The organism is Massilia timonae, from assembly GCF_001866515.1.
Taxonomy (GTDB): Bacteria; Pseudomonadota; Gammaproteobacteria; order Burkholderiales; family Burkholderiaceae_D; genus Telluria; species Telluria timonae.
Window position 1 is genome coordinate 990826 of sequence record NZ_JRYB01000001.1, and the last position, 23362, is coordinate 1014187.

24 protein-coding genes are annotated in these 23362 nt (G+C 62.6%); 13 read left to right on the forward strand and 11 right to left on the reverse strand.

Going from position 1 to position 23362, the window contains the following annotated elements:
- Window positions 1-1397 precede the first annotated feature (1397 nt).
- From LO55_RS04390 to LO55_RS04400, 3 genes are all read right to left on the reverse strand, one after another.
- On the reverse strand, window positions 1398-1991 hold the full coding sequence (locus LO55_RS04390) for an isochorismatase family protein (protein WP_071360585.1): 594 nt from the start codon (window positions 1989-1991) through the stop codon (window positions 1398-1400).
- Window positions 1992-2067: 76 nt separating this feature from the next.
- On the reverse strand, window positions 2068-4845 hold the full coding sequence (locus tag LO55_RS04395) for a M16 family metallopeptidase (RefSeq protein ID WP_071360586.1): 2778 nt from the start codon (window positions 4843-4845) through the stop codon (window positions 2068-2070).
- 169 nt (window positions 4846-5014) lie between these two features.
- Window positions 5015-6163, reverse strand: coding sequence for a PQQ-dependent sugar dehydrogenase (locus LO55_RS04400; protein ID WP_229410059.1), 1149 nt, complete (start codon window positions 6161-6163; stop codon window positions 5015-5017).
- A gap of 159 nt (window positions 6164-6322) precedes the next feature.
- On the opposite strand from LO55_RS04400, the gene mepK reads away from it, so the two are divergent.
- From mepK to LO55_RS04450, 10 genes are all read left to right on the forward strand, one after another.
- The gene (gene mepK / locus LO55_RS04405) at window positions 6323-6877 is read left to right on the forward strand and encodes a peptidoglycan L,D-endopeptidase MepK (RefSeq protein WP_071360588.1); all 555 of its coding nucleotides are present in this window, start codon (window positions 6323-6325) and stop codon (window positions 6875-6877) included.
- Between the two features lie 58 nt (window positions 6878-6935).
- Window positions 6936-7703: a hypothetical protein gene (locus LO55_RS04410; RefSeq protein WP_229410063.1), complete on the forward strand. Its 768-nt coding sequence runs from the start codon at window positions 6936-6938 to the stop codon at window positions 7701-7703.
- Complete coding sequence (locus tag LO55_RS04415; protein ID WP_071360589.1) at window positions 7700-7999, forward strand: hypothetical protein; 300 nt, start codon at window positions 7700-7702, stop codon at window positions 7997-7999. Before LO55_RS04410 ends, LO55_RS04415 begins: the two co-directional genes overlap by 4 nt.
- A gap of 120 nt (window positions 8000-8119) precedes the next feature.
- Window positions 8120-8632, forward strand: coding sequence for a ferritin-like domain-containing protein (locus tag LO55_RS04420; RefSeq protein ID WP_071360590.1), 513 nt, complete (start codon window positions 8120-8122; stop codon window positions 8630-8632).
- A gap of 189 nt (window positions 8633-8821) precedes the next feature.
- Entirely contained in the window at window positions 8822-9268 is a 447-nt protein-coding gene (locus LO55_RS04425; RefSeq protein ID WP_071360591.1) for an SRPBCC family protein, read from the forward strand.
- 17 nt (window positions 9269-9285) lie between these two features.
- Window positions 9286-10752, forward strand: coding sequence for a PQQ-dependent sugar dehydrogenase (locus LO55_RS04430; protein WP_071360592.1), 1467 nt, complete (start codon window positions 9286-9288; stop codon window positions 10750-10752).
- A gap of 15 nt (window positions 10753-10767) precedes the next feature.
- The gene (locus tag LO55_RS04435; protein ID WP_005663055.1) at window positions 10768-11211 is read left to right on the forward strand and encodes a thioesterase family protein; all 444 of its coding nucleotides are present in this window, start codon (window positions 10768-10770) and stop codon (window positions 11209-11211) included.
- 117 nt (window positions 11212-11328) lie between these two features.
- On the forward strand, window positions 11329-11934 hold the full coding sequence (locus LO55_RS04440) for an RNA polymerase sigma factor (protein ID WP_071360593.1): 606 nt from the start codon (window positions 11329-11331) through the stop codon (window positions 11932-11934).
- Window positions 11935-11968: 34 nt separating this feature from the next.
- Window positions 11969-12460: a hypothetical protein gene (locus LO55_RS04445; RefSeq protein WP_229410065.1), complete on the forward strand. Its 492-nt coding sequence runs from the start codon at window positions 11969-11971 to the stop codon at window positions 12458-12460.
- Window positions 12461-12482: 22 nt separating this feature from the next.
- Complete coding sequence (locus LO55_RS04450) at window positions 12483-13532, forward strand: hypothetical protein (RefSeq protein WP_071360595.1); 1050 nt, start codon at window positions 12483-12485, stop codon at window positions 13530-13532.
- Window positions 13533-13619: 87 nt separating this feature from the next.
- Here the strand turns inward: LO55_RS04450 and LO55_RS04455 are convergent, their stop codons facing one another.
- A complete protein-coding gene (locus tag LO55_RS04455) occupies window positions 13620-14114 on the reverse strand; it encodes a DUF3016 domain-containing protein (RefSeq protein WP_005663062.1) in 495 nt (164 codons plus the stop codon).
- A 166-nt stretch (window positions 14115-14280) separates the two neighbouring features.
- Between LO55_RS04455 and LO55_RS04460 the strand changes: the two genes are divergently transcribed.
- Both LO55_RS04460 and LO55_RS04465 read left to right on the forward strand, forming a co-directional pair.
- On the forward strand, window positions 14281-15018 hold the full coding sequence (locus tag LO55_RS04460) for a DNA-formamidopyrimidine glycosylase family protein (RefSeq protein WP_071360596.1): 738 nt from the start codon (window positions 14281-14283) through the stop codon (window positions 15016-15018).
- 189 nt (window positions 15019-15207) lie between these two features.
- Window positions 15208-16713, forward strand: a complete 1506-nt coding sequence (locus LO55_RS04465; protein ID WP_005663066.1) for a DUF3369 domain-containing protein — start codon at window positions 15208-15210, stop codon at window positions 16711-16713.
- 18 nt (window positions 16714-16731) lie between these two features.
- On the opposite strand, the gene LO55_RS26180 is transcribed toward LO55_RS04465, so the two are convergent.
- From LO55_RS26180 to LO55_RS04480, 6 genes are all read right to left on the reverse strand, one after another.
- A complete protein-coding gene (locus LO55_RS26180) occupies window positions 16732-16914 on the reverse strand; it encodes a hypothetical protein (RefSeq protein ID WP_143054449.1) in 183 nt (60 codons plus the stop codon).
- Entirely contained in the window at window positions 16911-17390 is a 480-nt protein-coding gene (locus tag LO55_RS25670; RefSeq protein ID WP_083415168.1) for a hypothetical protein, read from the reverse strand. Before LO55_RS25670 ends, LO55_RS26180 begins: the two co-directional genes overlap by 4 nt.
- 354 nt (window positions 17391-17744) lie before the next feature.
- Complete coding sequence (locus LO55_RS04470; RefSeq protein WP_071360597.1) at window positions 17745-17981, reverse strand: hypothetical protein; 237 nt, start codon at window positions 17979-17981, stop codon at window positions 17745-17747.
- A gap of 547 nt (window positions 17982-18528) precedes the next feature.
- Window positions 18529-18969, reverse strand: a complete 441-nt coding sequence (locus tag LO55_RS26185) for a hypothetical protein (protein ID WP_143054450.1) — start codon at window positions 18967-18969, stop codon at window positions 18529-18531.
- 5 nt (window positions 18970-18974) lie between these two features.
- Window positions 18975-20948, reverse strand: coding sequence for a GAF domain-containing sensor histidine kinase (locus LO55_RS04475; protein WP_071360598.1), 1974 nt, complete (start codon window positions 20946-20948; stop codon window positions 18975-18977).
- Between the two features lie 89 nt (window positions 20949-21037).
- On the reverse strand, window positions 21038-21541 hold the full coding sequence (locus LO55_RS04480; protein WP_071360599.1) for a hypothetical protein: 504 nt from the start codon (window positions 21539-21541) through the stop codon (window positions 21038-21040).
- A 572-nt stretch (window positions 21542-22113) separates the two neighbouring features.
- Here LO55_RS04480 and LO55_RS04485 point away from each other — a divergent pair.
- Window positions 22114-22485 carry a hypothetical protein gene (locus LO55_RS04485; protein ID WP_071360600.1) on the forward strand — a complete coding sequence of 124 codons (372 nt, stop codon included), beginning with the start codon at window positions 22114-22116 and terminating at the stop codon, window positions 22483-22485.
- Window positions 22486-22585: 100 nt separating this feature from the next.
- On the opposite strand, the gene queC is transcribed toward LO55_RS04485, so the two are convergent.
- On the reverse strand, window positions 22586-23302 hold the full coding sequence (queC, locus tag LO55_RS04490; RefSeq protein WP_071360601.1) for a 7-cyano-7-deazaguanine synthase QueC: 717 nt from the start codon (window positions 23300-23302) through the stop codon (window positions 22586-22588).
- Window positions 23303-23362 lie beyond the last annotated feature (60 nt).

The following is a 23362-nucleotide window of genomic DNA, read 5'->3' on the forward strand; positions in this document are numbered from 1 at the left end:
CACATACAATGCAGCGATACATTGCCCGCAGACGCGGTGCGTCCCCATCGCCGGGTTGAATTCGGGTAACGGTCAAAATACCGTTACCCGAACCAGTAACCAGTCGCTGTTATGCTCCCAAAGTCCGTCTCATTGTTTAAATGAGTATGCCGAACTCTGAATGCAAAGTCGGCCGATTAGCAGCAGGCCGCGCCAGAGCTGGTGCAGCTTTTCACACCATCGCTGACGAGGCTGTAGTCCAGGCGTTGCAGGTCCAGAATGCGGTTCATTTGAATCTCCTTAAAATAACGTTGATGAAGTTATGCCCTATCGGATTTACAGCAAGCTGCAGCTCGCGAATCAGACAAAGAGACTACGCTTAAAAGCTTCCGACGTCACATTGCAAGAGTATGCAATTACAATCCGACGCAAACAGCGTTCCGATAAAATCGGACAGCAAAGGATTTGCAACCCCATATCGAACTAACGTATTTATCAAAAGCGAATTCACTATAAGTTAGCTGTTTTTTTGTGTCAACGATTTTTCTATTAGTATCTTCGATTATTTAATATGAATAAACATTCACCTTGTCCGCGTAAACCCCTGCCCTTTTCGGCTAGTTAGTCAGGAAAAGCCGAGGCGCGGCAATTCACACCCACAGTTAAAACTCTGGCTGCACCATTATTCCGGATCCACGCTCCTATGACAGATGCATATATTCTCCAGATCTACATTAGTTTATCAACTAAGATTAAATAAAAAACTATCACTTAATCACAAAAGTAATCTTATGCTGTTCAAATATTTTTCGAAAAAAATGTTTGAAACGGCATCGGCGCATGCGCGAGGTGCGCTGCTGCGCGGCCGGTGCCGCTGAGTTGCCATATGGAGAAAGCCAGTGCGAGGCGAAAGGCTCGAAGCCACCTCATTACACGCATGCCAGCCTGCATTGCACAGGCCGAGAACGCCATTCACTCTCGTTGGGATCTGGAGCATTGCTAAATGCAGGCGACATCGTGTTCGTTCTCTTCTTGCATTGCCCTGCCAGCGTCCAGTCCGACACACTGGTGTGAGCCGAAGCTGGCGCGCGAATGATTGGGCATTTCGGACGTGTCATGTCGGTGGACACGTGGTGGCGCCGTATTGCCCTGACGGTTTTGGTAGGGCAGCCGGCGTGTCCAAGGGACCGGGTGGCGCCACCGCGCATGATCAAGGCTTGGTCGGCAGCGACGAGCTGTGACTCGGCACACGACACCAAAGTATCGTTGGTGCGACGTCGGATGGCGTTGCCGATCAGGGCGTGCCTCCAGGAGGCGGCTCGAGCGTCTGCGGCGCGAATGCGCCGTTTTTCATGGCAAATGCTGACTGCGCGTCTACAAGATCATGGCCGACCTTCAGCGCGCGGGTTGACGAATCCTCAGGCAGCGCCAATTCCGTTCTGCAGCACGTCGATGAGGGTGCGCGTCGCGCGCACCCTCCCCATTTTCGGGAAAATGTTCTCGCACGCGAAATGGTGGGCATCGGCATCGAAGCTGCTCATCGCATCCTCGGCGAACACCAGCTTGAAGCCGAAGTCATAGGCCGCGCGCGCGGTCGACTCGACGCCGAAATTGGTGGCGATGCCGCCCATGATGAGCGTGTCGATGCCGCGCCGCCGCAGCTGCTGCTCGAGTTCGGTGCCATAGAAGGCGCCCCACTGGCGCTTGACGATGACGAGGTCTCGCGCCTCGACGCCGGCCTCCGGCGCCAGCCAGGACGCGTCGGGCGGCGCCGCCGGCGCGCCCTGCGGACGCAATGGCGCATCGGCCGGCGCTTGCGGCAATTCGTTCAGCAACACATGCACGTAGATGACCAGGCCGCCGCGTTCGCGCATCTCTTGCGCCAGCAGCACGCAGTTGCCGACCACGTTCTCCGCACTGTGCGGCGCGAGATCGTGCTTGACGTTGCTGTTCTGAAGATCGATAAGGACCAGCGCGGTATGCGCCGGGTCGAGGGTGAGTTGTTGGTCCATGAGCATTCCTCCTGCCCATAGTGTCCCCGAAACCCGGCATGCCCGGCGCACAGGCCGGGCACATACCAAGACAACATTACGGCAGCGGCTTGCCGTCCACGTCGATGCGGCGCACCTCGCCCAGGTTCAGGGCGCGGATGTCCTTCTCGACCTTGGCCATGTCGCCCACCACCACCCACACCAGCCCGTCGGCCACGAAGCTGCGCGCGGCCAGGGCGTTGGCCTGCTGCGGCGTGAGCGCCAGCGCTTTTTCGGTATAGGTGTTGAAGTAATCCTCGGGCAGGCCGTACTGCAGGATCGTGGAATAGGCGCCGGCCAGCTGGCCCGCGGTCTCGAAGCTGCCCGGCAGGCGCAGGGTTTTATTGTCCTGCGCGAACTTGAGCTCCTCGTTCGCGATCGGCCTGGCGCCGGCGATGTTGCGGTATTCGCCCACCAGCTCCTTCAGCGCGTCGCCGGTCTTGTCGGTCTGCACCGGCGAGACGCTCATGAACTGGCGCTGGCCGATCGCCGGCGACACCAGGCTGCGCACGCCGTACGACCAGTGCTTGTCTTCGCGCAGGTTCATATTGATGCGCGAGCTGAAGGTGCCGCCGAACACGTCGTTGACGATCTCGAGCGGCAGTGCCTCGGGGCTGTTACGCGGCGGCGCCAGCTGGCCGCCCAGGATCACGCTCTGCAGCGCGCCGGGACGGTCGACCAGGTAGACCACCGGCGCGGCGCGCGGCGCCACCGTGTCGATCACTTTCTTGGGCACCTCGCCCGCCTTCCAGGCGCCGAAGGCTTTCTCGAGCATCGGCTTGATCTCGGCCAGCGTGGTGTCGCCCACCACCAGCAGCGTGGCGTTGTTCGGCTTGAACCAGGTGGCGTGGTACTTCACCAGGTCGGCGCGCGTCATGCGCTTGACGGCGTCCTCGGTGCCGGTGCCGGTGCCCGGCTTGGCGTACACGTGGTTATGCCCGTACAGCAGGGCCGGCGCAAGGCGCATCGCGATCGATTGCGGATCGGACTTCTCGCGCGCGATCGCGGCCAGGCGGTCCTGCTGCAGGCGCACGAATTCGTTCTGCGGGAAGGCGGGATTGAGCACCAGGTCCGCATACAGGTTCAGCGCCTGCGGCAGCGTGGCCTTGAGCGCGTTCATGCCAACGAAAGCGCCGTCCAGGTTGGTGCTGGCGCCGAAGGTCGCGCCCAGGCTTTCCAGCTCCTCGCCGATCTGCAGCGATTTGCGCGAGCTCGTGCCTTCTTCGAGCATGCGCAGGGCCAGGCTGGCCACGCCGGGCATCGTGGCGCTGTCCGAGGCGTAGCCGCTGTCGACCAGCATCTGCAGGTTGACGATCGGCGCTTCATGGCGCTCGGCCAGCACGACATTCAGGCCGTTCGACAAGGTGGTGCGCTGCATCGGCGGCAGCTTGAGCGACATCGCCTTGCCGGTGTCCGGCGCCTTGCTGCGGTCCAGGCCGGTATTGGTCGCTGCCAGGCCGGTCGGGAACGGGTCGATCTGCAGCACGAAGTCGCCGTCGCTGAGCCAGTCGTTCATGGCCTTCCTGACCATGGCCGGGGTCGCGTCCTTGATGCGCTGCAGGTAGACCTTGTAGCAGTCCGGATTGCCGGTATAGGTCTCGCACGAGGCCAGCAGGTCGCTCTTGCCGCCGAAGCCGCCGACGCGCTCGATCATGCGCGTGTACTGGGCCAGGATCGCGGTCTTGGCCAGGCGCAGCTCGGCGTCCGTCGGGCCGCTCTTCATCAGCGCGCGCAGCTCTTCGTCGGCGACTTTTTCCATCTTCGCGACGTCGGCGCCCGGACGCGCGGTCAGGGTCATGCTGAACTGGCCGCCGATCTCGGACGAGCTGTCGCTCGCGGTCGCGCTGGTGGCCAATTGATCCTGGTACACCAGGCGTTTATACAGGCGCGAGGTCTTGCCGCCGCCCAGCACGCGCGCCGCCAGGTCGAGCAGCGCTTCCTCTTGCGTGTGCGCGCCCGGCACGTTCCAGGTGCGATAGATGCGCGACTGCGGCACGCGGTCCTGCGCCACCGTGCGGTGGGTGCCAGTGCGCTTGGCGATCCAGGCGTCATGCTTGGCCAGCGGCGGGCCCGGCGGGATCGCGCCATAGAAGCGCTCGACCTTCTCGCGCGCTTCTTCCGGCGAGATATCGCCCGACAGCACCAGCACCGTGTTGTTCGGGCCGTAGTTCTGCTTGAACCAGTCCTGCACGTCGGTCATCGAGGCCGCATCGAGGTCTTCCATCTTGCCGATCACGGTCCAGGAATACGGATGGCCGGCCGGGTAGGTATTGGTGGTCAACAGTTCCCAAGCAATGCCGTAGGGCTGGTTCTCGTATTGGCGCTTTTCGTTCTGCACCACGCCGCGCTGGATGTCGAGCTTCTTCTTGTCGACCGTGCCGAGGAGGTAGCCCATGCGGTCGCTCTCGGCGAACAGCGCATAGTCGAGCATCGAGGTCGGCACGTTCTGGAAGTAATTGGTGCGGTCCTGGTTGGTGGTGCCGTTCAGGTCGGTCGCGCCGATGCGCTCCATCGCGTTCAGGTAGGTGTGCTTGAAGTTGTCGCTGCCGCTGAACATCAGGTGCTCGAACAGGTGGGCGAAGCCGGTCTTGCCCACCTTCTCGTTCTTGGAGCCGACGTGGTACCAGGTATTGATCGCCACCACCGGCGTCTTGCGGTCTTCGTGCACCAGCACCGTCAGCCCGTTCTTGAGCGTGAACTTGGTGTACTTGATGTCCGGGATCGGGATGTCCGGCGTGGCGGCCGGTTTTGCCGGCGCGGCCTGGATGGAAGACGTGCCGAACGCAAGCGCGAGCGCTGCGGCCAGGCCGATGGTACGACGAACGGAAACTGCCATGCTTCTCCTCCTGAAAGGGGCGGGACGGGAATGAAACGCACAAGGCGCGCCTCAGGGACGCGCCTCGCAAACATTCATTCTAGGCAGGTTTCACGTTGTCAACAAACAAAAACATGATGCATATGCCAGGTTTGACCCAACATCATGCAGCGCGCATCACTTGGGGACCTCAGCGCGGCACGATCCGGAGCAGGCTGCCCTTGGCTTCGTCGGTCAGTACGTACAGCTGGCCGTCCGGGCCCTGGCGCACGTCGCGCACGCGCTTGCCGACCGGCAGCAGCTCCTGGGCCGTCACCTTGCCCTGGGCGTCGAGCTGCACGCGGCGCACGTCCTGGCCGGCCAGGCTGCCGCTGAACAGGCTGCCCTGCCATTGCGGGAAGGCTTTACCCGTATAGAAGGCCAGGCCCGACGGCGCCGGCGACGGCGTCCACACGACGATCGGCTGCACCGTGCCCGGCACCACCTTCATGCCGATCGGCTCGCGCGTGCCGTAGTCCAGCGTATAGCTTTGCAGCGGCCAGCCATAGTTCTTGCCGGCCTCGATCACGTTGATTTCGTCGCCGCCGCGCGAGCCGTGCTCGTTGGCGTAGACGCGGCCGCTCTTCGGATCGCGCGCCAGGCCCTGCACGTTGCGGTGGCCGTAGCTGTAGATTTCGGGACGGGCGTCGTCCCTGGCGAATGCGCCCTTGCCGACCGGCTGGCCGGTGTCCGTCAGGTGCAGGATCTTGCCGGTGTGCGAGGCCAGGCTCTGGGCATGGTCGCGCGCCAGCATATTGCCGATGCGCTGGGGCGTATTGCCGCCGTCGCCGATGCTCATCAAGAGGGTGTTATCGGGCAGGAACAGGATGCGCGAGCCGAAGTGCTGGCCGCCGCTCTTGCCGAGGTTGACCGCGAAGAGCTGCTTGATGCCGGTCACGCGCTTGCCGTCGAACACGCCCTGCACCAGCACGGTCCGGTTCTCGTCGTCGCTGCCGCTGGACATCGTCATGTAGATGCGCGGGTTGGTTTTGTCGGCGGGATGGACCGCGATGTCGAGCAGGCCGCCCTGGCCGCTGGCATACAGGTTCGGCAAACCGTCGAGAGGAATTTCCTGGAAGCTCTTGCCGTTTAACAGGTGCAGCGTGCCCTGCTTGCCCGTGACCAGCATGCGGCCATCCGGCAACCACGCCATGCCCCAGGGTTGCGGCGCGCCGGTGGCGACCGTTTCGAGCTTCCAGCCCTTGGCCAGCGGCGGCTTGTCGACCGGCGTCACTTCTTGCGCCACGGCGGCAGCGCCGACCGTCGCCAGTGCGGCGGCCAGAACCAGTTTTTTGCTCAAGAACTTTCTGACAATACTCGGCATAACTTCCTCTCTCAAAAAACATTGAACACTTGACATCGTAGCTGATTCGCCGCATTTTCCATCATTTTATCTGCACGTTCGACGCAATCGGCGTATCATTGATGGTTCAGCGAACCAGCGTAAGGACTCCCTTCAATGATTCAACGACGCTCCTTCCTCAAGAGCTCTCTCCTCCTCGCATCTTCCTCCCTCGCCCTTCCAACCCTTGCCAAGAATACATCACCTGACAGCAGTGTCCTGTCCGGCGAGTGCTGCCTGCGCTTCTACAATACGCACACCGGCGAGAAGTTGAAGAGCACGTTCTGGGCCGAAGGCGAGTTCGTCCCCGATGCCCTGAAAGACATCAATAAAGTGCTGCGCGACCACCGCAGCGGCAAGGTCGCCGAGATCGATCCGCAACTGCTGCTGCTGCTCGGCCAGCTCAATAGCAAGCTCGACAACAGCAAGGAACTGCACATCATCTCGGGCTACCGCGCGCCTGAATCGAATGCCTTCCTGCGCAGCCACGGCAGCGGCGGCGTCGCCAAGCGCAGCCTGCACATGGACGGCAAGGCGATCGACATCCGCCTGCCGGGCACCGACCTGCGCCACCTGCAGAAAGCGGCGATGTCGCTCAAGGGCGGCGGCGTCGGCTATTACGCCAGCTCGCAGTTCGTCCACATGGATACCGGCCGCGTTCGGTATTGGTAAGGCCATGACGCGGCAGATCGTCCGCGTTGTGTCTTCGCTTGCCATGGGCTCCGTGCTCATGGCCGCTTCACTCTGCCTGCCGCTTCACGCCGCCGGCCAGAACACCGTCACCGTCAAGTCCACCCGTGACCCGGTCGACAAGTCCTATCGCAAGATGATCCGCGGCATGGAGCGCTTCGAACGCGAACGTGCCTTCGCGCCCAACGCCACCCTGCGCTTCCAGCTGCTGCCGCGCCTGCCGTCGACGGACATGCGTGGCATCACCTTGCGCATTGCGGGTGACACCGTGTCGGTGCCGGTGCCCGTCGATGAGAACAATTTCTTCGTCCTGCCACACAACGCCCAGGCCTTGCAGGAAGACGCCGCCGTGCTCGCCAGCCGCAAGACCGCCAGCATGACCTGGCGCGCGCGCATCGAATCGCCCGGTTTGCCTGCCGGCACGCGGCGCCTGGGCGACCTGCGCCTGGAGTGCCGGGTCGGCAAGGAAGCCGGCCTGGTCTCGAACAGCTCGCCGCTGTTCGGCTGGATATCGGACGCGCTGAACACGCCCGAGGGCGTATGCACCAGCCCGGACGGCAATTACCTGTTCTTCGCCGAACGACCGATCTTCGCGGTCACGCTGCGCGCCGGCGAGCGGGTCGAAACATTACCCTTCACTATGTTGTACGCCGGCGGCGAACAGACGCCCGACATGCTGCCCTTCTGCGACTGCCAGGCGCTGCTCGACCGCACTTATTATGTGCCGCTGTGGGACGCCAGCTGGCCCGACGATACGCTGGTCGAGTTCGAATACATGGTCGATGCGCCAGCCGGGGTGGCGCCATGAAGCTGCGCTTTGCCCTGTGCGCGGCGCTGCTGGCGGGCTGCGCGACGCAGGCACCGGCGCCGGGTTCCGTCGTCGCGGCCGAGCGGCTGTCGGCGGCGGTGGTGGCCGGGCGCACGACGAAGGCGGAGTTGCTGGCCGCCTTCGGTCCCACGAAAAGCGTGCGCTTCGACAGCGGCTACGAAGCCTGGGTATATCAGTCGCCGGCCGTCGGCGGGCGGTTCAGCGAATTCGTCGTGCTGATCGATCCGGCCGGCGTCGTCAGCAAGACGCGCACACGCGCGCCATCGACACCATGAACATCCGGTGCACCGGATTCATCGACAGTGTGTAGCACCTAACAAACATGATTCGCCAACTCTGCGAAGGTAATGGCAGGGCGAACCTTCGCCACCTGTACAAACATTCACGGAGGAATCATGACGACCACTGCAGACGACAACTTCAACGACTGGCTGCGCGATGCCCACGCGATGGAAAAGCAGGCAGAGCAGATGCTGACCGCGCAGGCCGAGCGCCTCGAACACTATCCCGAGCTGCGCGCACGCATCGTCCAGCACATCGACGAGACCCGCTGGCAGCACGGCATCCTCGACGAAATCCTGGCCCGCCGCGGCACCGACAACTCGATCCTGAAGGACATCGGCGGCCGCCTGGCGGCCTTCGGCCAGGCCGTGGGCGGCATGGCGGCCAGCGACGAAGTCGTCAAGGGCGCCATGGCCGGTTATGTGTTCGAGAACGTCGAGATCTCGAGCTATACGGCGCTGATCGCAGCGGCGAAATCCGTCGGCGACACGGCAACCCAGGCCCAGCTGGAGCAGATCCTGGAACAGGAAAAGGCGATGGCGGCCTGGCTGCTGGAGCACCTGCCGCAAGTGACCCAGGCCTTCCTGGCGCGTTCGGCCACTCCGGGCGTGGAAGCGAAGAAATAATCGCATAAGCTAGAAGCTGCCCATTTATTAGGCAGAGACAATGGTTTGGAATGGCGCGGTTTGCGCTGTTCCAAACCATTTGTCATTTGGCGCATCAAAATGTCGGCGCCGGTGTCGAATCCGGGAGTGTTGCTTCGTCGTGGCGTTCAGAGGGATGCCCTCTGCCGCTACCACACAAGGAGATCAACCATGTCCACCAATACCGTCGAGCTGCACCGCGTACTCAAATCGACCCCGGATCGCCTGTTCCGCGCCTTCACCACTCCCGGCGCCTATGCAAAATGGCTGCCGCCCTATGGCATGTTCGCCACCGTCCACGAGATGGATGGCCGGGTCGGCGGCCGCTACCGGATGTCCTTCACCAACTTCACCAACGGCCGCAGCGAGACCTTCGGCGGCGAGTTCCTTGAGCTGGAACCCGGCAAGCGCGTGCGCTACACGGCCGAGTTCGACGACCCGCAATTGCCCGGCCAGATGCAGACCACGGTCGTCATGCGCGAAATCTTTTGCGGGGTCGAGGTGCATATCAAGCAAGAAGGCATTCCTGCCCAGATCCCGGTCGAGCTGTGCTACCTGGGCTGGCAAGAATCGCTCGAACAACTGGCGAAACTGGTCGAGCCCGACATCCGGGACTGAGCGCACGGGAGGCGGCCATGCGCATCGGGCATCTGCGGACCATGCTGTTGCTGTTCGTGGCCATGCTGATCGGCATGACCCTGCTCGCCTGCGGTGGCGGTGGCGGCAGCCCAGGCATCACCGGCGCGGTCCCGCCACCGGCCAGCACCGGATCGCTGGCCGTCAGCGCCAGCGGCCTGCCGGCCGGCGTCAATCCCGCCTTGCGGGTCACCGGTCCCAACAATTACCTGCAAGACCTCACACAATCGCAAACCCTCGCCAACCTGGCGCCCGGCAGCTATAACGTGTCGGCCTCGGCTGTCACGAGCGGCGGCGTCACCTATCAGCCGGCGCCGGCCTCGCAAGCGGCGACCATCAGCGCCGGCGCCTCCGCGTCCGCCACGGTGAGCTATGGCAGCGGCGCGCTGACGCTGGTCACGACCCTGGTCGTCGCCGGGCTCGACAACCCGACCTGGCTGACCGCCCCGCCCGGCGACCTGCGCCTGTTCGTCAGCGAACGGCCGGGCCGGGTGCGCATCGTCGACAACGGCAGCACGCGCGACCAGCCCTACCTCGACATCGGTGCGCGCGTATCCACCGAAGGCGAAGGCGGGCTGCTGTCGTTCGCCTTCGATCCGCAGTTCGCTCGCAACGGTTATTTCTACGTCTACTACACCGACTTGCAGCGCAATATCGTGATCGAGCGCTTCAGCGCCGGCGCCACGGCAACGGCCGCCAATCCGACCTCCGGCCTGGTCATCCTGCGCATCGCGCATCCCACCTACCAGAACCATGTCGGCGGCCAGCTCGCCTTCGGCCCGGACGGCTACCTGTACCTGGGCACCGGCGACGGCGGCGGCGCCGGCGACCCGCAAGGCAATGCGCGCAACCTGGCCAGCCTGCTCGGCAAGCTGCTGCGCATCGACGTAGCGGGCGCCACGGCCGCCCAGCCCTATACGATTCCCGCCAGCAATCCCTATCGCGACGCGACCGGGCGCCGCCCCGAGATCTGGGCTTCCGGCCTGCGCAACCCGTGGCGCTTCAGCTTCGACGCCAGCCAGCTGTATTTACCAGATCCCGGCCAGGACCGGCGCGAAGAAATCAATATCGTCGGCACGGCCCAGGCCAGCCTGGACTATGGCTGGAACGTCATGGAAGGCACGCTGTGCTACGGCGCCGAGACTTGCGAGCGCACCGGCCTGACCCTGCCCGTGTTCGAATACGACCACGGCGCGAACGAAGCCAACGGCTGCGCGATCACCGGTGGCTTCGTGTACCGCGGGCGCGCCCTGCCCGAGCTGGCGGGCCGCTATTTCTATTCCGATTTCTGCGGCGGCTACCTGAAGAGTTTCCTTGCCACCAGCAGCGGCATCGTCGAACAACGCGACTGGGAGATCGACGACATCGGCGGCATCGTGTCTTTCGGGCAGGATGCCCAAGGCGAGCTGTACTTACTCACGAGTAGCGGGGCCATCCATAAAATTGGACGCGGCGCCACGCAATGAGTTTAGAATAAAGAGATGGCACGCCTACAACTCAATCTTCCCGAAGACCAGTTTTACTATTCGACGCAGCTGACGGTACGGGTCACGGACATCAACGCCGCCAACCACCTGGGCAATGAATCGATGATCGCGATGATCTCCGAAGCCAGGGCGCGCTTCCTGTTCGAATTCGGTGTCGCCGAGACCGAGCGCGACGGCAACGGCATCATCGTCACCGACCTGGCCGCGACCTACCGCGCCGAAGCGTATGGACGCGACCAGTTGCTGTTCGAAGTCGGCGTCATGGATTTCAACAAGTATGGCGGCGACCTGATCTTCCGCATCACCCGCCCGCGCGACAAGACCCTGATCGCCATGGCCAAGTCCGGTTTCGTCTTCTTCAACTACAAGACCAGCCAGGTGTGCTACATGCCCGACGATTTCCGCAACAAGTTCGATCGCGTAAACTGGATCGACTAAGAGATCGCACCCCACTGTACGCCCCGTCCCGGTTTGCCGGCACGGGGCGTTTTGTTTTCTTGAAAAAAGTTGGAACTTTTCGGAGCACTCGGCGGAATACAAGAAAAGAATACTGCCATGACCTCGACGACAGAACAACTTGACACCGACCTGCTGCGCCAGGTCCACGCCGGACAGGCCGAGGCGTTCACGGCGCTGTACCGGCGGCACCAGGGACCCTTGTACCGCTACGCACTGCTGCGCTGCGGCTCGGGCGATGCGGCGGCCGACATCGTGCAGGAAGCCTTCATGGGCCTGCTGACGGGACGGCTCGGCTACGACCCGCTGCGCGGCCAGCTGCAGCACTTCCTGTTCGGCGTGGCGCGCAACCTGGCGCTCAAGCTGGACGAAGCGCGCCAGCGCCATCCGCAGCTGCCCGAACCGTTGGACGATGACGGGGAACCCGACCTGGACGCGGCCAGCGACGCCGCCGGCCCCCTGGCGCGGCTGCTCGGCAACGAAATGGCGGAAGAGGTGCGGCGCGCGCTGTCGCTGCTGCCGCCGCACTACCGCGATCCGGTGATCCTGTACGAGCTGCACGATCTGTCGTACCAGGAGATCGCCACCGTCTGCCAGGTCGACATCGGCACCGTACGCTCGAGGCTGGCGCGTGGGCGGGCGGCGCTGGCCAAGCGGCTGCACGGGCTGCAGGGCGCACCGTCGAACGATGCCCACCTCGCCTAGGACGGGCGACAAGCGAATGACGCTGGAAGGAAGAATGATGAACGACCAACACGACGATCTCGACCCGCTACTGGCCACCGGCTTGGCCGCGCTGCGCGCCGAGCTGGCGGGGCACGACGCGCCCCGCTGCGTGGAAAAGGAATTGCTGCAGGCCTTCGCCCGCCAGTTCCCGAAAAAGCAGCCCTGGTACCGCAAGCTGTCGCTGCCCCAATGGGGCACGGCCGGCGCCCTGGCCTCGCTGTGCGGCGTGGCCGTGCTGCTGGCGCTGGCGCCGCACCAGGCGATCACGGTCGGTCCGCCGGTGATCGGCGTCGACGACGGCGCCGCCTTCATCGCCCTCGAATCGCTGGAACGGATCGAGCGCGAACCCTATACCCGGGTGGTCGAGGCCGAGCTGCCGCAGAGCGCGCTGGCGCCGCTGGGCATGCCGCTCAACCCGCAGACCGCGGGCGAGACGGTGCGCGCCGAAATGCTGGTGGCGCAGGACGGCCATCCCCTGGCGGTGCGCCTGAGCGCCGTCAACTGACACGATAGACTGTGAGGACTGTATGAATACCAGAACCATCCTGATCGCCACCCTGCTGGCAAGCGCCTTCGCTCCCGCCCTGGCCGAGGACTATACGATCGACCAGGGCAGCGACGGCGAGCGCCGCATCGTGATCCGCCAGGGCACGGTGACCCTGCCGCCCGGCCAGCAAGCCGCGCAGCGCGCCGGCGACAGCGCCAGCCTGGCCGCGTCCATGCTCAGGATCTCGGGCGCCGGCATCGTCAAGAACGCGCCCTACAGCGCCGAAGCGGTCTCGGAGAGCATGCAGCGGCTGGCCGACGGCAACCAGATCGTCAACACCTCGCGCTCGATGCAGTATCGCGACGGCGCCGGCCGCACCCGCACCGAGGTGCACGGCGACGACGGCGAAGTGCGCACCATCACCATCAGCGACCCGGTCGAAGGCGCGCGCTGGATCCTGAACCCGCAGCGCAAGAGCGCCACGCGCCTCGACATGACGTCCGAGCTCGCCCGCGCCGAAGCGGATGCCGCGCGCGCCGCGGCGACGCAGGCGCGGCGCGCCGCGGACCAGGCGCGCGAGCGCATCGACCAGCTGCGCAGGGAAGGCAAGCTGCCGGAGGGCACGCACATCATCGTCAAGGACGTCCAGCGCGGCGCGCAGCCGACCGAGGTGCGCGTGCGTGTCGCCGAGCCCATGCCCGCGGCGCGGGCGATGTCGGCCCAGATCGCGCCGCTGATCATCGGCGCCGTCAACGACGGCAAGTGGTCGGCCAAGGCCGTCACGCGCGAATTGGGCGGACGCGATTTCTCGGGCCTGCGCGCCGAAGGCAACCAGCGCAGCTACACGATCCCGGCCGGCGAAATCGGCAACCGCGCGCCGATCGAGGTCAGCAGCGAAACCTGGTACTCGCCCGAGCTGCAGGTGACGGTGTACCACAAGCGCAGCGATCCGCGCAGCGGCGACGTGGTGTACCGCCTCGACAAGCTCAAGCGCGGCGAGCCGCCTGCGGCCTTGTTCAGCGTGCCATCGGACTATACGGTGCGCGATCCGCTCAAGGTGAGCAGCAGGAAGGACGGAAAGGACGACTAGCGCCTGCCCGGGCTCGACAAGACGACGGCGCCCCGCGGGGCGCCGTCGTGTCTAGAGAAACAATTGGCCGCATATCCGGCCGCCGCCTCAACTACCCCGCTTCTTCTCCAGGATGGTTTCGTTGAACCACTCGTCGATCATGCGCTTCTCGGCGCGCAGGCTGTCGCTGTCCGACAGGCGGTTGATGCGCTGCATATAGTTCATGTCGGCCAGCCGCGCATCGCCGCCCTTGAGCACCTGCCCGTTCTGGGTCAGCGAATAGCGCAGGTTGATGATCGGCCAGTCCGCCGTGCCTTTCAGGATGCGCAGCTCGCGGCCACTGCGGAAATTCGGGTACTCGCGGCCGGCCAGGTCGACATCAAGGACGTCGATCGTCAGGTCCTGGCCTTCCGGCAGCTGGGCGCCGAGCTTGGTGAAATACTCGCTCAACTCCTTGAGCACCTGCTCGCGCTCCCATGGCGCGAAAGGCAGGTCGGCAAACTTGTCGGACTCGATGTAATTCACGGTGACGCCGGCCGATGCGGCGCCGGCTGTCAGCGCGAACAGGCCCGCAAAGGCCGTTTTCATCAGTAATGATTTCATCGCTTTTAGCTCCTCGGATTACTTTTATCGTTCGTCTTGCATTGAAATATACGCCGCTTCGGGCAGCCGCGCTCGTCTCGAATCGTCCAACTTTTGTATCGAAATGTTAGGCCTCGCACATGCCCCATAGATGGTGATGGATGAGAATGGCACAAGGGAGAATGCCATGCCGGAAGGTCCATCGCTCGTCATCTTGAAGGAACAATCGGCCCGTTTCGTCGGCCAGGACATCGTGCGCGCCGGCGGCAACGTGCGCGCCATCGACCCGGGCCGGCTGGTGGGCCAGCGCATCGTCGGCCTGCACACCTGGGGCAAGCATTTCCTGATCGAGACGCCCGACCTCGTCCTGCGCATCCATTTTTTGCTGTTCGGAACCTACCGCATCAACGAGCGGCGCGACAAGGAGCCGAGACTGTCGATCGGGACCGAAGACGGCGGCGAAATGAATTTCTACGCCTGCGCGATCCGCGAAATCGACCGCGCGACCTTCGAGGCCTATGACTTCAGCGCCGACGTCATGTCGGACAGCTGGGATCCGAAACAAGCGCGCAAGAAGCTGCGCGCGCGGCCCGAACTGCTGGCCTGCGACGCCCTGCTCGACCAGGACATCTTTTCGGGCGTCGGCAACATCATCAAGAACGAGGTGCTGTTTCGCATCCGCGTCCATCCGCTGTCGACCATGGGCGCGCTGCCGGCGCCCAAGCTGCGCGCCCTGGTCGACGAGGCGCGCCAGTACAGCTTCGACTTCCTCGGCTGGAAAAAAGCGTTCGTGCTCAAGCAGCACTGGCTGGCCCATGCCAGGAAGATCTGCCCGCGGTGCGATATTCCTTTCAAAAAAGCCAATCTCGGCAACACGCGACGGCGCGCCTTTTACTGCGAACGTTGTCAAAAACTTTACAACTGACGCAGGCTGTCTTGTGCCCGCAACATCCTCCTCGTTAGGCAGGCTAGCTGTTACATTGCCGCCGCATAATTTCAATATTGCCTGTTGTTAAGGGTCATGTGTCGTACTACAATCGACTTGACTCTGGGCTACATTTACGTTCAGAAATATCCTGTCCAGACAACTTTTCCAACGATATCGGATTCCTCTATGTCCTTCCTGTCTTCCGCTGCGCCCAAACTCGCACCCTGGAAAGTATTGCTGGTCGATGACGAACCCGACATCCATGACATCACCAAGCTGACCCTGTCGCGCTTCCGCCTCGACGGCCGCGCGCTGTCTTTCGTGCATGCCTACAGCGGCGCCGAGGCGAAGGAAGTGCTGGCGCGTGAAAAGGACATCGCGCTGGTCTTCCTGGACGTGGTGATGGAGCGCGAGGACAGCGGCCTCGAAGTGGCGCGCTGGATGCGCCAGGAGCTCGACAACCAATTTACCCGCATCGTGCTGCGCACCGGCCAGCCGGGCCAGGCGCCGGAAGAACGCGTGATCGTCGACTACGACATCAACGACTACAAGGAAAAGACCGAGCTCGACCGCACCAAGCTGTTCACCACCACCTTCGCCGCCCTGCGCGCCTACCGCGACATCATGAAGGTCGAGGAAGCGCGTCGCGTGCAGCAGACCTACCGCGAAGGCCTGGAACGGGTGATCGCGGCCTCCGCCCACATCTTCCAGCAACGCAACCTGAAGGACTTCGCCAACGGCCTGCTGCAGCAGGTGGTGGCCCTGCTGCGCCTGGAACAGAGCATGCTGCTGCGCCTGAAGGCGGCCAGCGTGATCACCGGCACCAGCCAGTACGAGGTGCTGGCCCAGATCGGCGACATGGGCGAGGAAGAGATCGGTCCGGAACTGCTGAGCCAGCTCGACGACGCGCGCCACAACCGCATCTCGCGCCTGCACGGCGACACCTATGTCGGCTACTTCCCGAACAATAGCGGCAAGGCGTCGCTGCTGGTGCTCAAGGGCGTGGACGAGATCTCGGACATCGACGCCCAGCTACTGGAAGTGTTCTGCTCGGGCGTGGCGATCGCCTTCGACAACATCCTTCTCAACCAGGAAATCACCGATACCCAGGCCGAACTGATCCTGCGCCTGGGCGACGTGGTCGAATCGCGCTCGCACGAAGCCGGCAACCACGTGCGCCGCATGTCCCAGGTCTGCCACATGCTGGCGCAAGCGTCGGGCATGCCGGAAGACGAGACGGCGGTGTTGATGCACGCCGCGCCGATGCACGACGTGGGCAAGATCGCGACGCCCGACGCGGTGCTGCTCAAGCCGGGCCGCCTGACCGAAGAAGAGTGGGAAATCATGAAGCAGCACCCGACCATCGGGCTGCAGATCCTGGACGGCTCGCAGCGCCCGATCCTGAAGGCGGCGGCGGTGATCGCCCACCAGCACCATGAAAAGTTCGACGGCACCGGCTATCCGCAGGGGCTGCGCGGCGAGGACATCCACCCGTATGCGCGCATCGTCGCCGTGGCCGACGTGTTCGATGCGCTGAGCCACAAGCGCTGCTACAAGGATGCGTGGCCGCCGGCGAAGGTGACCGAGCACCTGCGCGAGGTGGCGGGGCACCATCTGGATCCGAAGTATGTCGATTTGCTGATCAAGAATATGGACAAGGCGTTGGCGATCAACGAGAAGTGGCCGGACTGACAGAGAAAAGCGGAGTAGCTAACGTTTCCGCTTAAACCTGTTGAACGATAACGCTGTAACGATTGAAACAATGAGGAAGGCATTCACAATAATGTTGCCCGCCTTTTCTACGTACATCGTTGGTTCAACAAATAAAATGGCTATGTAGGCCAGCACTGCAGCTAAAAGACCTACGCCCAACGAGACCAATGTGCGTTTCATGGCGCAAATTTCTCCGCATTTGGGCAGTTAAAGTAAATTCCGGCCCTGCTCCCTCCGGCTTGCACAATCTGCTCTAAAAATGTAGCGCAGTTGTTAGGTAACATCAGCCACAACCACTGTCTGGAGACAGCATCGAGTAGTTTTCGATATGCGCCGAAAATGTCCGGAATATGGACTGCGGTGCGACGGATCTCGCGCTTATCATTTTCTCGCAGATAGCGCTGATAGCCTTCCTTACGCATGAATCGCGGCCTGTCATGCAGGCCCGCCACAGGGAAAAACCAGCCAGGACCGACATGTAGCAGCGCGTGACCACACATGTTCCAGCCGTCGCCAGACACAATGATCGCTTGGGTATGTTTGAAATCGTCCGGCCGGATCACGCAATGAAGCATGACGTCTCCGATATATGGGCCGGTGTCGGGCTTGGGCTTATTCGCACTCGCCTGTATAGCACTGTTCGTTGCTCTACCCATCTATTGCTCCTCAGATTGCTCCAAGGAGGATTTTAGTTCCTGCTCTACCGGTCAAATTTACTGAAGAACAGTATTGAGATCGATAGCAATCACTCTCTGAGGGCTAACTAGCGTTGGCACAACGCCGCTGCCGGCCACTGCGCCGGCGCTGGCTACTCTTTTTCGTCGGCGTCCAGTCAGGCCAGTGCGCCGCTGCCGCAAGTGGGCTGAAAGAATTTTTTGCACGTTTTCCTCGTTCATTTGAACCGCTTCCACACACACAGTGAGCAACGCAGCGAGTCATTGTGCATGTGATGTTCGGTGTCCATTTTGCAGGTCCAGCAGTAACGCTTCTGTGCCATATCTTCCCCGGTCTCAATCGGCCCCGCCCGTGGGACCAAATACGTCACCTTCGTCTATTTCTTCGCCCCCAAGCTGTGAGGTTGATCGTGCCTGCTCAGTAGCTTTCCACGTGGGGTTCATTAGCTTCCCGCGATTGCCTTGAGCCTTGTCGTAGATGATGTTCGTTCCGGACGAGCCAATATTCGCATTCACCATATCAGATTCGTTTTTGTTCCCGTAGATCTCATCAAGCAGTTTGGTCAGGTCCATACGTTCTTTCTACAAACGGCTACCGGCCGTGCGGGGCGCTGTGTAGCACCAAGATGTTTTCCGGCTAAAGCTTCGGCGCCCGTAGCTTCCAGCTGTGCTCCATCACTCGAGCAATTTCGCGAAGATGTTCTTTTCGCCAACGCTTACCAGCATATCCTCCGCTTGGTACTCCCGTCCTTTTGTTCACTGCAAGTGCTTGTAACTTGGGGAGACCGTTATCGGAGCAATAGGCCTGGATGATCCCCAGCAAATGTGCTGCTGCACGATGGTGAACACCAATGGCACTGCACAGCTCGCCATAAGACATTGCGCCAGCCTTAGCCCTCGCACGGCGGACAAGGATCGGCCACGCTGCCTTGGTACGTCCTACATGGCCAATCTGCTGCTCTGCCATTTCGCTATCCATTAATTGTTTATACAATTTCTCGTAGGCCTAACCGCGCTTGATGACAGATGCCCGGTGCATCAGGTCAGCGGGGCAATTCTCGGTCAAAAAGTAAATACTTACTGACTTCAATTCAAGCCTCATGGATATGAAATCTCGCCCTTATTGCAAATTGAGAAGTATGGCAGAAGCTGAACTCATGGCAGCGAAGAAAAGCGCCACCTGTCCCAACTCAAGAACGCCAAGAACTACAACCACTTCGACAAAGACTCCCGGCTTTCGCTTCGCAGCATACTTTAATGTCGATATGAAGAGTCGTTGGCCACAATACCCGAGCTTTCGAAAAGTCTTAGTTGCGCGCTTCACACGATCCAAGTGAAAAAACGACTTTTCTAAAAATTGAGCACAGTTCGCCCAACCAGCCAAACCTGCAAACAATAGAAACGCATAGAAAATAAGTGGTTGCTCAAAATTTTCGAGATCAAACTTCTCTAAATCAAGCCTTGCCCCTACAACAAATGCGATAGAGAGAAGTAAAGTCTGTGGCGTCAGATTACGCAGGAACTCCAGGAATGCACCGCGTCCATCGTTCAATATAAACATCTGATCTAATTATCATTGATTAAAACGCAGGAATTCTTCTGCTTACGCTGCGACCGCGGAAACCGCAAGTGATACCGCAGTCCCTTCCCGGGCGCACTCTCCACCCTCACCGTCCCGCCGAGCGCCCCCGTCACCAAGTTATACAAGATATGCGCCCCCAGCCCGCTCCCACCCGTCCCCCGCTTGGTGGTAAAGAACGGATCGAACAGCTTGTCCAGCGTGTCCTTGTCCATCCCCGCCCCATCGTCGGCATAGTCGAGCACCACCCAGCCATCGTCCTCGACCGCCGCCCGCACCGTGATATTGCCCGGCTGATCGCGCTCGAATCCATGCACCAGTGAATTCATCACCATATTGGTGACGATCTGCGACACCGCCCCCGGATAACTGTCCAGCACCAGGTCCTTCGGGCAGTCGACGTCCACCTTCACCGGCCGCCCTTTCAGCTTCGGCTGCAATGACAGCAGCACTTCCTTCAGGTACGCGTCGAGATTGAAGCTGCGGATATCCCCCGACGACTGGTCCACCGCCACCTGCTTGAAGCTGCGCACGAGCGCCGCCGCGCGCTGGGTATTGGTGGTCATGATGCGCAGCGACTGGTCGATCACGTCGAAGAAGGTGGCCAGGCTCTCTTCGGTCATCTCGCCCGCCGCCAGTTCTTCGCGCGTGAGCTTGAGTTCCTGCACCAGGTGGCTGGTCGCGGTCACGCAAATGCCCAGCGGCGTATTGATCTCGTGCGCCACGCCGGCCACCAGCCGCCCCAGCGAAGCCAGTTTCTCCTGGCGCACCAGTTCCGATTGCGCTTCCTGCAGCGCGTGCAGGGCGTCGTTCAGCGCCGCGTTCTGCTGCTCCAGTTCCTGCTTGGCCTTGCGGATCTTGCGGTCGGCCTGCATGCGCGCGATCGCCACCGCCACGTGGCTGGCCATGAAGGCCAGCAGATCCAGCTCGGCCTTGATATAGACGATGGCCGGGTCGTAGCTCTGCACCACGATCACGCCATACGGCTTGTCGTGGACCAGCATCGGCGCCCCCATCCAGCTCGCGATCTCGCTATTGCCGAGCGGTTCGGTGACGATGCCGTTGGCCACCAGCTGGCGGAAGCTCCCCAGGTCGTGCAGTTGCGCCTGCTTGCTCGACAAGACATAGGAGCACATGGCCTTGCCGAACGGGAAGCATTGCAGCGGCGGCGTATCGTCCTTCTGGTCGACGAAATACGGGATGCTGATCTCTTGCGTATCCGGATGGTAGAGCGCGATCAGGAAGTTGTCGGCCACCATCAGCTCGCCGATGATCTTGTGCAGGCTGGCGCTGAGCAGGTCGGTGTCGAGCGCCTGGGCCGACAGGTCGGCGATCTGGTACAGCGCATGCTGCACCTTCTCGGCGCGCCCGCGCTCGGCCACCTCGTGGGCCAGCGCCGCGGTGCGCTCCTGCACCGCGCGCTCCAGGCGATCCATGCTCTGCAAGCCCTGCAGCGCGTTGGAGACGTGGTTGGCGATCAGGGCGAACAGCGCCTGGTCTTCCGCGCTGTAGGTCTGTTCGGGGGAATAGCTCTGGATGACGATCGCCCCCAGCGCCTGGTGATTCTGGTCCAGCAGCGGACAGGCGACGAAGTGCTCCGGCACGCTGCCGCTGCCCCAGCGCCCGCTACTACGCAGGCGTTCGTGGAAATCCGCCGCCGTCAACACCAGGGTCTGGCGGTTGAGCAGCACCCAGGCGGTCGGCGACTGCTCGGGCGAGGCCAGCGTGATGCGCTCGTTGGGATCGCGGCTGCCGTCGGCCTCGTCGACGAAATAAGGGAAGCGCACCGTACCGTCTTCGCGGTCAGCCAGTGCGACGTAGAAATTGGCCGCATACATGATGCGGCCCAACGCCCGGTGCACGGCCTCGATGAATGCGGTGATGTCGCTGCAGCTGGTCGATAATTGCCCGATCTCGAGCAGCATCGACTGGACCGCTTCCAGCCGGTCAAGACGTTCCATGCTTCCCCCACGTAATCAAAAAATGCGCAGAGGAAATAGTAGCAGCTTGCCACCCGCCGCAGCAGCCTGCGGCAAGTAAATGTGGTTTTTCAGCGCGGGGCGCGGAAATCGTTCTCGATCCAGGCCAGGGCCGAGGCCTGGGTCAGCTTGAAGGTCGGGGCCACCCGCACCTTCGCCACCTGCTCGCCCATCTCGTCCGTCGCGGCCAGCATGGCATAGGGATCGTCGTCGTCCGGCACGATGTCGAGCGTCACTTTCAGTTCGCCCTCGCCGGTCGAGACGAACAGGTTCTTGTGCAGGATCGCGTGCATGTGCTGCTCGTGGCGGCGGATCACCTCGGACGCGGTCTTGATCAGCGTGTTGAAGGCATTCACGTCGAGCGGCTTCGGGTTCTTCTTGTCGCGGCCCATGGTCCAGGGGCCGACCAGCGCCGGTTCCGGCTCGCCGTCCTTGTACATGGCCACCGCCCAGCCGTCGTCGTCCTCGTTCTTGATCACGCGCGCGGTCCAGCCATTGCCCTGCCACAGGCGCGGCTCCTGCACCGGGCCGGTGTCCTGTTCTTCGTCGTCGTGATCGTGGGTCTGGTCGTTCATCTGCTTCCTTCGGCGGGCTCTCGCCCAAAACCACGATCATAGAGGAAACCAGACCCATGAAAAAGCCCGCACAGGCAAGCAGTGCGGGCTTTTGTGGACTGACTCGACAATATCAGGCCGGACAGTCGTCGACGATGCGCGGACAGCGCCAATCGGGGCCTGGCGGCGGCACGATCGGCGGGCCCACGGGGATGGGCCGCGGGTCGCCGTTTGGCGCCGGCGTATGCCGGCTGGACGGGTGATGCGGGTTGATGATGATCGGCGGTATCGCGGGCGGCGCCGATGGCGGATCTTTGGGACTGCTATCGACCACGGCCAGGCGGTCCCGGATTCCATGAAATACAGCGTACATAGGCTCCCCCTGTAACAGAGAAAACCAGTATAGGAAACGCGGCAGGCATTACAAGCAAAAAATTGCCGACGATTCTGCCCGGCCCCGCCTATGCACGTTTCGTCCCGCAAAACATGCGGCCTGTCGCACGCCGCTGGCCGCGACCCGCGTGCAGGCATACAGTTCGAGCATGCAAGAACGAAACGTTGAACCGATTACCACCCCAACCGCGAGGACCACCATGAAAAAATACGCCCCCTACATCATCCTGTTCCTGTTCGCCGCGCTGCTGTTCAACAGCTGGGGCAACGACATGACGGTGCACTTCGACGGCGACGAAATCGACGGGCCGCTGGGCTGGATGCTGGCCACCCTGTTCGCGGGCGGCGGCGCCTTGCTGGCGCTGTTCATCACCATCATGGTGGGCGTGCTGCTGGCGGTGGTGTTCGCCGGCGTCGGCGTGATGCTGCTGGGTTCGCTGGGCATCGGCGCCGTGGTGCTGGCCCTCGCCATCTCGCCGCTGCTGCTGCCGCTGGTGATCCCGGTGGCCATCATCTGGTACTTCATGAGCCGCTCGCGCAAGGTCAGCCTGGAAAAGACCGCCACTGCTTGAGATAACTGCGCGAGGACCGCGCCGCTAGCGATCACGCGTCGGCGGCATAGCCGCCTCGCCGGCCGCGCCGACCCTACGCCGGGCTCGTCCCGGCTTTTTTTTACGCCTGCTTGCGCGCCACGTACTGTTCGTAACCGCGCGCGCGCAGGGCGCAGGCCGGGCAGGTTCCGCAGCCATGGCCCCAGGGATGCGCGTCGCCGCGCTCGCCCAGGTAGCAGGTGTGGGTGTCGAAGCGGATCAGGTCCACCAGCGCGTCGCCGCCCTCCTGCTGCGCCAGTTCCCAGGTCTGCGCCTTGTCGATCCACATCAGCGGGGTCTCGACCTTCAGGCGCGTCGCCATGCCCAGGTTGAGCGCCACCTGCAGCGCCTTCATGGTGTCGTCGCGGCAGTCCGGATAGCCCGAGAAATCGGTCTCGCACATGCCGCCCACCAGCACGTTCAGGCCGCGCCGGTAGGCCACCGTGGCCGCCACCGTCATGAACATCAGGTTGCGGCCAGGCACGAAAGTGTTTGGCAAGCCGTTTTCCTGCATGGCGATCTCAACATTGCTGGTCAAAGCCGTGTCAGAGATTTGCGCGATCAGCGACAGGTCGATCATGTGGTCGTCGCCCAGGCGCGCGTCCCAGCCGGGATTGAGCGCGCGCAGCTTCGACAGCAGGGTTGGGCGCACCTCCAGTTCGATCGCATGGCGCTGGCCATAATCGAAACCGATCGTCTCGACCCGCGCATAGCGCTGCAGCGCCCAGGCGAGGCAGGTGGTGGAGTCTTGGCCGCCGCTGAACAGGACGAGCGCGGTGTCGGAAGATGGAGTGGTCATGGTGTGAAAGGCAAGAACTGTGATCGATAAGCGGGGCATTCTGTCACAGATTGCCGGCAC